Genomic DNA, 10,719 nt, shown 5'->3' with positions numbered 1-10,719 from the left:
CACGTCACTGATGAGCAACTACTTTTTTTCTAACTTAAATTGACATTTCGGGAGTAAAAAATGGCGAAAAAAAACGTATATATAAAGTAAGGGGGTAATTAAGCCCTAAAAAAGTGTTGTCACCTTAGCGTGACTTGGAGGAATGAAAATGGAAGCACGTGAATTTATTTATCGTCTAAGCTTAGTAACTGGGATTGGATTAGTCACAAAAACTAAGTTGTGGCAAGCTGCGCAAACGATCCAGCGCTATGATCAATTAGCAGTATTAGCGCAAGAAGTTGGGCTGGATTGGGATCACACCACTGATTTAATCGCTAATTTCTATTCCCCTGCGTTAGAAGAAGCAATGGTGAAAAATGCCAAGGTTCCTAGCATTTGTTTGCTGGATGAACAATATCCGGTTCAACTCAAAGAAACGGCTACGCCACCCTTGGTTTTATATTACCAAGGTGACTTAAGCTTACTTCAAACGCCCAGTTTAGCAGTAGTTGGTTCGCGAAAACCGATTCGTTACGGGGAAATTTGCTTAGAGCAATTATTACCAGAGGTTGTAAAACAGGGGTACCCAATTGTTAGTGGGTTAGCCCGGGGAATTGACAGTTATGCCCATCAAGTGGCCCTACAACACGATGGTGGTGTGATTGGGGTAATCGGGACTGGCTTAGATCGTTATTATCCTGCAGAAAATCAAGCGTTACAATTTCAAGTCGCTAAAAAAGGGATTCTGTTAACGGAGTATCCGCTTGGCAGTAACCCCTTGCCCTACCACTTCCCGGAACGGAACCGAATCATTGCGGGGCTATGTACAGCTTGCTTGGTTGTGATGGCGCAAACTAAGAGTGGAAGCTTGATTACAGCTAATCAGGCGTTGCAAGAAAACCGCAATGTCCTAGCTGTTCCAGGTTTAATCAATATGACTTATTCAGCTGGGTGTAATCAATTAATCGCAGCGGGGGCGCGGCCGGCCTTGACCAGTACGGATTTATTGGAGGAGCTCGCCAATCCGGTGACCTCGCTTTAGGTAGTTTTGGACTAATCTAAGCCTTCGTCCCTTGACACTGGTCGGTGATTGCTTTAATAATTATGGTAAATCAAAATGATAGGAGCCGATGATTTGGCAACTAAAACTACAACCACGACCAAAAAGAAAACAACACGCAAGAAAACTACTAGTCCGCAAAAGAAGCTGGTAATTGTCGAATCGCCTTCTAAAGCAAAGACAATTGGCAAATATTTGGGCCGCAGCTATAAAGTTGTTGCTAGTTTAGGACACGTGCGTGACTTGCCAAAGAGCCGAATGGGAGTTGATGTTGAAAATGATTATCAACCTGACTACATTTCGATTCGGGGCAAGGGGGATGTAATTAAGGAATTGCGTAAGGACGCCAAAAAGGCAAAGGCGGTCTATTTGGCTTCTGACCCGGACCGGGAAGGGGAGGCCATTGCTTGGCATGTTGCCAACTTGCTGAAGATGGATCCAAACGAAAAAAACCGGGTGACTTTCCACGAAATCACTAAAGACGCCGTCAAGGATGCCTTTAAGGAACCCCGGACGATTAATATGGACTTAGTTGATGCGCAGCAAGCACGGCGGGTCTTAGACCGTTTGGTAGGGTACTCAATTTCTCCAATTCTCTGGAAAAAAGTTAAAAAGGGGCTTTCGGCCGGGCGCGTCCAGTCGGTTGCGTTAAACCTGATTATTAAACGCGAAGAAGAAATCAAAAACTTTAAACCCGAAGAGTACTGGACCTTGGACGGGACCTTTAAGAAGGGCTCAGAAGAATTTACGGCGGCCTTTTATGGTCAGAATGGCAAGAAGGAGAAGTTACCCAATCAAGCGGCAGTGCAAGCGATTTTACAAAAATTAAATCGCCAACAGCCGTTTGAAATTACGGACGTAACCAAGAAAGAACGGAAACGTCAGCCCCAACCCCCATTTACAACTTCGACGATGCAACAAGATGCCAACCGGCGCTTGAATTTCCGGACCCGGAAAACCATGATGGCGGCTCAACAGCTCTATGAAGGAATCAACATTGGGCAAGGAGCGGCCGTAGGGCTGATTACCTATATGCGGACTGATTCCACTCGGATCGCCGGAATTGCTAAGCACGAAGCGGCCCAATTTATTCACGATGAGTATGGCGCTGAGTACGCGGCAACCAAGCCGGTGAAAGGAAAGCTGCCGGAAGGGGCGCAAGATGCCCACGAAGCCATTCGGCCGACTTCGGTGCTCCGGACGCCAGCCAAAATGAAGCCATACCTAACCAGTGACCAGTATAAACTGTACAATTTAATTTGGAGCCGGTTTGTGGCTAGTCAGATGACACCAGAAGTTACGGATACGGTTAGCGCAACGGTTTCCCAAAACGGCGTTGACTTCCGGGCCAATGGGTCAAAGGTGAAGTTTCCGGGCTTTACTAAGGTTTATAAGCGGGGGCAAGAGAAGGACAATTTATTGCCTGAATTAGCAGTTCACGATGCGGTAAAGTTGGTTGGCGATAATCCAGCCCAACACTTTACCCAACCGCCAGCTCGCTATACTGAAGCCGCCTTAGTAAAGACCTTAGAAGAAAATGGGGTTGGCCGGCCATCAACGTATGCCCCAACGTTAGATACCATTCAACGGCGGTATTATGTGCGGCTAGAAGCGCGGCACTTCGAACCAACTGAGTTAGGTGAAATCGTCAACCAAATTATCGTTAAGCAGTTTCCAGAGATTGTAAACGTTAAGTTTACGGCTGAGGTTGAAGGCGACCTTGACCAAATTGAAGAAGGAAAAAAGCAGTGGGTCAAAGTGGTTGATGAGTTCTATCAACCATTTGAAAAAGAAGTTAAGACGGCCGAAGAACAGGTGGCCAAAATTGAAATGAAGGATCAATTGGCTGGCATTGATTGCGAAATTTGTGGGGCACCGATGGTCATCAAAATGAGTCGGTACGGTAAGTTTTATGCTTGCTCGCGGTTCCCTGACTGTCGGAATACGCAGACAATTGTTAAAGATACGGGGATTACTTGCCCAACTTGTCACCAAGGCACTGTGGTTGAGCGAAAGTCAAAGAAAAACCGCCTCTTTTATGGTTGTTCACGTTACCCAGATTGTGAGTTCGTTTCTTGGGATCGTCCTGTTGGCCGGGATTGCCCGAAGGATGGCCATTTCTTAGTTGAAAAGAAGGTGAAGGGCGGTAAGCAGGTTGTGTGTCCAAACGGGGACTATGAAGAACCAATGCAAAAATAAGCGAGGATTCAGAAAATGATTGAACTTAAGAATGAACAGCTTAAAGTCCAAATCAATCCCCTGGGGGCTGAAGTGCACAGTGTTCAGTACCAAGGGCGGGAGTATTTGTGGCAAGGGGACTCAGCCAGTTGGGGCCGGCAAGCCCCCAACCTCTTTCCGATTGTCGGACGCTTAAAGGACAATGTTTATTGTTACAAAGAGCAGGAATATACTTTGACGCAACATGGGTTTGTACGGGACATGGTATTTACGGTTTTGAGCCAGACGGCCACCCAAGTGTGTTTACAGCTCCAAAGCAATTCCACCACGCGGCAACGGTATCCGTTTGAATTTGATTTTCGGGTTACGTATCAATTGCAAGCGCGGCAGCTGCAAGTCCGGTATGCTGTTAAAAATCCGAGTGAAAAAGCCACGATGCTGTATTCATTAGGCGCCCACCCTGGCTTTCGAGTGCCATTGACGACGGCTGGTGAATTTGAGACCACTTATGTTAGTGTTTCGCCAGCGCAAGTTTATGGTCAGGTTCATCTGGTTGGGCCGCATAGTGATCTGGCACACTTGGACCGGTTAGATTTTACGAAAGCAATGGCTCTGCGCCACGATTTATTTGTCAATGATGCGTTAATTTTAGCAACAGCCGGGCAACCAACTACGGTTACATTGACGGAGCAAGCCAGTGGTCACGGGCTTCAAGTAATTAATCATGATGCCCCGTATGTTGCGCTGTGGTCCGCTTATCCCGCTCAGGGTGATTTTGTGTGTGTTGAAAGTTGGTGGGGGCTAGCGGATTCCCTCACCAGCGATGGTCAACTGGTTAACAAGGCGGCCATTCTACGCCTTGCGCCAGGTTTAACCAATCACCATCAGTATGAAGTGGCGTTCTTCTAAATTTTCAATTAATCCCAATGTAAAAAGGATTGTTACTGAGGCCAGCTCGAGTAACAATCCTTTTGTTTAGGCTTATTTTCTTTTGGTGCGTAGATAATGTCCTAAGCCAAAATTAACCATGGCCTCCTGGCCACGCAAGATTCGACCAATATTTGCTTTATGGCGGTAAAAGACAACTGCCGTTAAAATACCAGCGACGGTTGCTAAAATCCAATCATGGAGGAACAAGGCGATGATAAACATTGCCGAAATACCAACAAGACTAGCCATGCTGGCCATACTCGTCAACAACAAGGTACCAACAAAAATGCTGGCGGCCAGGGCAAAGAGGCCAGGATTATAAGCAAGTAAGATCCCCGCGCTAGTAGCGACTGCTTTTCCCCCGTGAAAATGATCAAAGATCGAGACTGTATGACCGAGTGAGGCAAATAGCCCAATTAGTAAGGGATTAACGGGGCTGTGCAGTAGATAGGGTTGGCTAGCTGCTAAGGTCCCCTTTAAGATGTCCATGAATAAAACGACCAGCCCGGCTTTAAAGCCCAAGACCCGGAAAGTATTGGTGGTCCCAATATTACCGCTGCCTTCTTTGGTAATGTCACGATGATAGAATATTTTTCCAATCCAAAGTCCCGAAGGAATCGAGCCTAGTAAGTAGGCAATGAGCGCCATTAACAAGATTTGCATTTCAAAACTCCCTTTAAATCGACTGATGAAGCTGGTTCATCATTGGTTCTATTAATAGAACACATACTTTGTAACTATACCATGCTTACGACTAACAAGCTACTAAGGCTCCAATAAATCGCTGATTAAGGCCAACCGTACTGATGACTTGCTTTGTGATTATTCCTAAAAACCAGAATATACGTTCTTGATCCGTGATGATTAAAGGTAATTAAGAAGCTCTTGCAACCCGCAGGCGCGGAAAACTTCCCTTTAGGCTTTGCAACAAATGTTTGACAAGGCAGCTTTTTTTCGCGTATGCTAGTAATTGTGATTTTAACGCACGGGCATAATTTTTGCCAAGCGCCGGGCGTAAAGGAGTTGACGAGAATGGCAACGCAAAATTATGATGAGTCCTCGATTAAAATTTTAAAGGGCTTAGAGGCCGTCCGAAAGCGGCCCGGGATGTATATCGGTTCCACCGACACCCATGGTTTGCACCATTTGGTTTATGAAATTTTGGATAATGCCGTTGACGAAGCTTTATCCGGTTTTGGGGATGAAATTGCTGTTACGATTGAAAAGGACAATGCAATTACCGTGCAAGACCATGGTCGGGGGATGCCGGTTGGAATGCACCCAAGTGGCAAGCCAACCCCGGAAGTAATTATGACCGTCCTACACGCTGGGGGTAAATTTGGCCAAGCTGATGGCTATAAGACTTCAGGGGGCTTGCACGGGGTTGGGGCCTCCGTAGTTAATGCGTTATCGGCTTCATTAACCTTAACGATTGTCCGGGACCATATCCGCTACCGGGAGGTTTTTACCAATGGTGGTCAGCCCGTTGGGACCCTTGAGAAAGTTGGTAAGACGCGCGCAGGCAGTGGAACGACCGTGACTTTTAAGCCGGATCCAGCCATTTTCTCTACCACGGTCTACGACTACAATACGTTGGCAATTCGTTTGCGAGAAGCGGCCTTTTTGCTAAAAGGGGTTAAGCTCTCGCTTACGGATAAACGACCAGGCCAAGAGAAAAGCGAAGTTTTCCAGTACGAACACGGCCTGGAAGATTTTGTTGCGTATTTGAATGAAGGTAAGGATACCTTGGGGCAGACCTTGGCGTTTACCGGCAAGATTGACGGGATGGAAGTTGACGTAGCCGCGCAATACAATGATGGCTACTCAGAAAACGTCCTGTCTTTTGTTAACAACGTGCGGACCCCGGGTGGTGGGACGCATGAAGCAGGATTTCGCAATGCTTGGACCAAGTCGTTTAACGAATTTGCGCGTAAAATTGGCTTGTTAAAGGAAAAAGACAAAAACTTGGAAGGCAGCGACGTCCGAGAAGGATTAACCGCTGTAATTTCGGTGCGGGTTCCGGAAAAGTACCTTCAATTTGAGGGGCAAACCAAGGATAAATTGGGGACCCCGGAAGCGCGAAAAATTGTGGATGCTGTAGTTAGTGAGCAATTAGGCTATGCCTTAATGGAAAACGGTGAATTTGCCCAGGAATTGATTAAGAAGGCCATTAAAGCTCGGCAGGCCCGGGAAGCGGCGCGTAAGGCCCGAGACCTTTCGCGGAATGGAAAAAAGCGGGGGAAAAAAGAGCGGAATCTGTCTGGTAAGTTGACGCCGGCCCAATCAAAGAACGCCAAGAAAAATGAACTCTTTTTGGTTGAAGGGGATTCGGCCGGTGGAAGTGCCAAGCAAGGCCGGGATCGGAAGTTCCAAGCGATCTTACCTCTGCGGGGGAAGGTTTTAAATACCGAGAAAGCCAAATTAGATGATGTTTTGAAAAATGAAGAATTGAATACGATCATCTACACGGTTGGCGCTGGGGCAGGTAATGACTTTGAGGTTGCCGATGCAAATTATGACAAGATAATTATTATGACGGACGCCGACGATGATGGTGCGCACATTCAAATTTTGCTGTTGACCTTCTTTTACAAGTACATGCGGCCAATGATTGAGGCTGGGAAGGTCTACATTGCCTTGCCACCGCTTTACCGCTTGCAAACTGGCAAGGGGGCCAAAACCAAGGTTGAATATGCTTGGACCAACGATGAACTTACGGCGTTGACGAAACAGCGTCGGGGCGGCTCGCTTCAACGTTTTAAGGGGCTGGGAGAAATGAACGCGGACCAATTGTGGGAAACGACGATGAATCCTGAAACCCGGACTTTGATTCGGGTCCGGATTGAAGATGCCGCCCTAGCCGAAAAACGCGTTACGACTTTGATGGGGAACAAAGTTGAACCACGCCGGGAATGGATTGAAGAGAATGTTCAGTTTGCCGTTGCTGATGACCAAGCTGCAGATCGACTGGTTGAAGAAACGTTAAGCTAGAAAGGAAGTCACCATTGGAAACACGAATTGAAGAACGGACATTGGAAGATTTAATGGGGGACCGCTTTGGGCGCTATTCCAAGTCCATCATCCAAGAACGGGCCCTGCCAGATATTCGCGATGGCTTAAAGCCCGTGCAACGACGAATCTTATTTGCAATGAACAAGGATGGCAATACCTTTGACAAGGGCTTTCGCAAGTCAGCCAAGTCCGTTGGGAACGTCATGGGGAATTTTCACCCCCACGGGGATTCCTCAATTTATGAAGCCTTGGTGCGCCTTAGCCAAGATTGGAAGCTGCGCGAACCCTTGATTGAAATGCACGGGAATAATGGGTCCATGGACGGTGACCCAGCCGCTGCGATGCGTTACACGGAGGCCCGGTTAAGCAAGATCAGCAATTTGATGTTGCAAGATATTGATAAGGAAACGGTCCCGATGACGTTGAACTTCGATGATACTGAAAAGGAACCGGTGGTTTTACCGGCGCGGCTCCCGAATCTCTTCGTCAATGGCGCAACTGGAATTTCAGCTGGTTACGCAACGGAAATTCCGCCCCATAATTTAGGCGAACTAATTGAGGCGTTGATTTATCTGTTGGCGCACCCGGCGGCAACCACGACTGATTTAATGGAATTTGTACCGGGGCCCGATTTTCCAACCGGTGGCATTGTCCAAGGCCGCGATGGGATCAAAAAGGCTTACGAAACCGGGCGGGGTAGGATTGTTGTGAGGGCCAAGACCGCCATTGAAGAGCTGCGGGGGGGCCGTCAACAAATTGTCGTGACGGAAATTCCGTACGAAGTTAACAAAGCCCAACTGGTTAAACGCATCAATGACCTCCGCTTGAACAAGAAAGTGGAAGGCATTGCCGACGCCCGCGACGAAACAGACCGCAGTGGGTTGCGGATTGCCATTGAATTGAAGAAGAATGCAAATGCCGATGGGATTTTAAATTACTTGCTTAAAAATACCGACTTGCAGATCAATTACAACTTCAATATGGTGGCGATTGACAATCACCGGCCGGTGCGGGTTGGTTTAAAGCACTATTTAGCTGCGTACTTGGCCTACCAGAAAGAAGTGATTACCCGGCGAACCACTTTCAAACAGAAAAAAGCCCAAGAACGGTTGCACATTGTTGAAGGGCTGATCAAGGCCCTGTCAATTTTAGATCAGGTTATCCACACGATTCGCGGCAGTCACAATAGGGCGGATGCGCAAACTAATTTGGTGACCACGTATGGTTTTACTACGGCTCAAGCTAGTGCAATTGTCGCGTTACAGCTGTATCGGTTGACGAATACGGACGTAACGGCGTTGGAAAAGGAAGCTACGCAGTTGCAAGCGGCATTGGATCAGTATCAATTGATTTTGACTGAGCCGAAGGAACTTAATAAGGTCTTGCGACAAGAATTAAGGGCGGTAAAAAAAGAATTTGCCACGCCACGTCAAACCCAAATTGAAGCGGAAGTTGAGAAACTCACGGTGGACACTAAAGTAACCGTTGCGGATGAAGATGTGATTGTAATGGTCTCAGCAGCAGGTTACATTAAGCGGACCAGTATCCGCAGCTTTAATGCATCACCATTAGCAGAAAATGGGCTGAAGGAAGACGACTATCCGCTGCTCATTAAGCCAACCACGACGTTGGCACATCTCTTTGTCTTTACCAGCTATGGGCACTTGATTTACCGCCCGGTCCACGAGTTGTTTGATGCTAAATGGAAAGAAACTGGAGAACACCTGTCACAAACGATCGGCCTCGGCAGTGATGAGACGATTGTAACGGCCCACCTGTTTAATGACTTGAAACAACTAGGGAACTTTATCTTTGCAACTAGTGATGGGCAAATCAAACAGGTTAACTTTGCTGAGGTAGTACCGGGGGCACGGTATAAAAATCACGCCAGCCAAATTATGAAATTACGTGGTGCAGCAACCTTAGTTAATGCTCTGTACACTGATCCGACCAGAGCAGAGCAAAGCCTTGTTGCGATTAGCCAAACCGGGTATGCCCTGCGGTTTGCAATTGATGAGGTACCAAGTCAAGGGCTCCGGACGGCCGGTGTGCGCGCAATCAACTTAAAGGAGAATGACCAGTTGGCGAATGTGGCTTTGGCGGCCCCAACGGATCGGATTGCCTTGGTTACGCAACGGGGATCCTACAAGGCAATGGCGGTTAGTGAATTAGAGTTGGGCACGCGGGCCCGGCGTGGCAATTTGATTTTGCACCGCCTTAAGAACGCCCACTTAGTACGGGACTTCTTGACGTACCCGGCTGACTTTACCGGGACCTTAGAAATTGTGACCGATCGTCCAGTGCGCCAAGATGTGCAGGTCGCTGATCACCATCTGGGGTCGGCTAAGTCCAATGGGTCATTTGTAATTGATGATGAGAGCCAAGGCCAGCCAGTTCGTTTGCTTGTTAAGCCCGTCGTAGCAACGAATGAAGCGAGCTTGGTTTAGAAAAAATTCGCTGACCCCTGTTGATGAGGGTCAACACGTGATATGATAAAGTTATTCGGGTGCACGTGCACCAAATTTGGAGGAGGAATCCGCAAGATGAGTAAAGAATTAGTATTTGGACACCAAAAGCCTGACACCGATACGATTGCTGCGGCAATGGCGTACTCGTACTACCAAAATCAATTGGGGTATGAAACGGAAGCGGTAGCCTTGGGCGAACCAAATGATGAAACAACGTTTGCTTTGAAGGCCTTTGATCTGGCTGCGCCACGGGTGATTAAGACGGCGGCTAATGAAGTGGACAGTGTTATGTTGGTCGACCACAACGAACCACAACAAAGTGTTGCCGATATTGACCAAGTGGCAGTCAGCCACGTCATTGATCACCACCGGATTAACGGCTTTAATACGGCGGCGCCACTGTACATGAATGTTCGGCCATATGGCTGTGTCAGCACGGTCTTATACGAAATGTTTAACGAAAAGCACATTGCTATTCCAGCTGATTTGGCGGGTATGATGCTTTCGGCGATCATTTCTGATACGTTGTTATTGAAGTCCCCAACGACGACGGACCACGATAAGGAAGCCGTGGAAGGTTTAGCGAAGTTGGCTGGGGTTGACTACGAAGAATATGGTCTGCAAATGTTAAAGGCCGGTACAAACTTAGCAGCTAAGTCAGATAACGATATTGTTGATGGCGACGCCAAGAGCTTTGAAATGGGGGACTTGACCTTGCGGATTGGTCAAGTCAACACCGTCGACTTAGCGGATGTCTTTGCTCGTCAAGCTGACTTGGAAAAGGCCATGCAAGCTTTGATGGACGCAAATGGTTATGACACCTTTGTGCTGATTGTTACCAACATCTTAAACAGCGATTCGGACCTCTTGATCTTAGGAAAGGATGCGGCCAAGGTCGCCCAAGCCTTTGGGAAGGAACTGGCTGCCAACAACCGGATCAACCTGCCAGGGGTCGTTTCCCGTAAGAAGCAAGTCGTTCCACCACTGACGGCAGCCTTCGCTTAAATCGAATGCTAATCTGAGCTTAAAAAAGCCGGGAAATTGAAATCGGTCCCCGATCTCAATTTCCCGCTTTTTGCCTAATAAGGGGAA

7 protein-coding genes are annotated in these 10,719 nt (G+C 47.6%); 6 read left to right on the top strand and 1 reads right to left on the bottom strand.

What is annotated here, in order from left to right; all coding sequences use genetic code 11:
- The first annotated feature begins 148 nt into the window (after positions 1-148).
- The 3 genes from dprA (at position 149) to FC43_RS10355 (ending at position 4,126) form a co-directional block, all read left to right on the top strand.
- Positions 149-1,021 carry a DNA-processing protein DprA gene (gene dprA, locus FC43_RS10365; protein ID WP_056955603.1) on the top strand — a complete coding sequence of 291 codons (873 nt, stop codon included), beginning with the start codon at positions 149-151 and terminating at the stop codon, positions 1,019-1,021.
- A gap of 93 nt (positions 1,022-1,114) precedes the next feature.
- Positions 1,115-3,238, top strand: a complete 2,124-nt coding sequence (topA, locus tag FC43_RS10360; protein ID WP_056955609.1) for a type I DNA topoisomerase — start codon at positions 1,115-1,117, stop codon at positions 3,236-3,238.
- Positions 3,239-3,253: 15 nt separating this feature from the next.
- The gene (locus FC43_RS10355) at positions 3,254-4,126 is read left to right on the top strand and encodes an aldose 1-epimerase family protein (RefSeq protein ID WP_056955602.1); all 873 of its coding nucleotides are present in this window, start codon (positions 3,254-3,256) and stop codon (positions 4,124-4,126) included.
- A gap of 72 nt (positions 4,127-4,198) precedes the next feature.
- Here FC43_RS10355 and plsY read toward each other — a convergent pair whose 3' ends face one another.
- A complete protein-coding gene (plsY, locus tag FC43_RS10350) occupies positions 4,199-4,810 on the bottom strand; it encodes a glycerol-3-phosphate 1-O-acyltransferase PlsY (protein ID WP_019205388.1) in 612 nt (203 codons plus the stop codon).
- A gap of 369 nt (positions 4,811-5,179) precedes the next feature.
- Between plsY and parE the strand changes: the two genes are divergently transcribed.
- From parE to FC43_RS10335, 3 genes are all read left to right on the top strand, one after another.
- Entirely contained in the window at positions 5,180-7,138 is a 1,959-nt protein-coding gene (gene parE, locus FC43_RS10345; RefSeq protein WP_019205389.1) for a DNA topoisomerase IV subunit B, read from the top strand.
- Positions 7,139-7,152: 14 nt separating this feature from the next.
- Positions 7,153-9,606, top strand: coding sequence for a DNA topoisomerase IV subunit A (gene parC / locus FC43_RS10340; protein WP_268872364.1), 2,454 nt, complete (start codon positions 7,153-7,155; stop codon positions 9,604-9,606).
- Between the two features lie 96 nt (positions 9,607-9,702).
- Positions 9,703-10,632, top strand: a complete 930-nt coding sequence (locus tag FC43_RS10335; protein ID WP_019205391.1) for a manganese-dependent inorganic pyrophosphatase — start codon at positions 9,703-9,705, stop codon at positions 10,630-10,632.
- Positions 10,633-10,719 lie beyond the last annotated feature (87 nt).

It is taken from the genome of Limosilactobacillus ingluviei DSM 15946, from assembly GCF_001435775.1.
Taxonomy (GTDB): Bacteria; Bacillota; Bacilli; order Lactobacillales; family Lactobacillaceae; genus Limosilactobacillus; species Limosilactobacillus ingluviei.
This window is presented reverse-complemented; position numbering and strand designations above follow the sequence as displayed.

What these genes read in the sequence shown, in the direction of transcription:
- FC43_RS10335 (WP_019205391.1), top strand. Translation starts at nt 9,703, where the DNA reads ATGAGTAAAGAATTAGTATTTGGACACCAAAAGCCTGACACCGATACG.
- dprA (WP_056955603.1), top strand. Translation starts at nt 149, where the DNA reads ATGGAAGCACGTGAATTTATTTATCGTCTAAGCTTAGTAACTGGGATT.
- plsY (WP_019205388.1), bottom strand. Translation starts at nt 4,810, where the DNA reads ATGCAAATCTTGTTAATGGCGCTCATTGCCTACTTACTAGGCTCGATT.
- FC43_RS10355 (WP_056955602.1), top strand. Translation starts at nt 3,254, where the DNA reads ATGATTGAACTTAAGAATGAACAGCTTAAAGTCCAAATCAATCCCCTG.
- parE (WP_019205389.1), top strand. Translation starts at nt 5,180, where the DNA reads ATGGCAACGCAAAATTATGATGAGTCCTCGATTAAAATTTTAAAGGGC.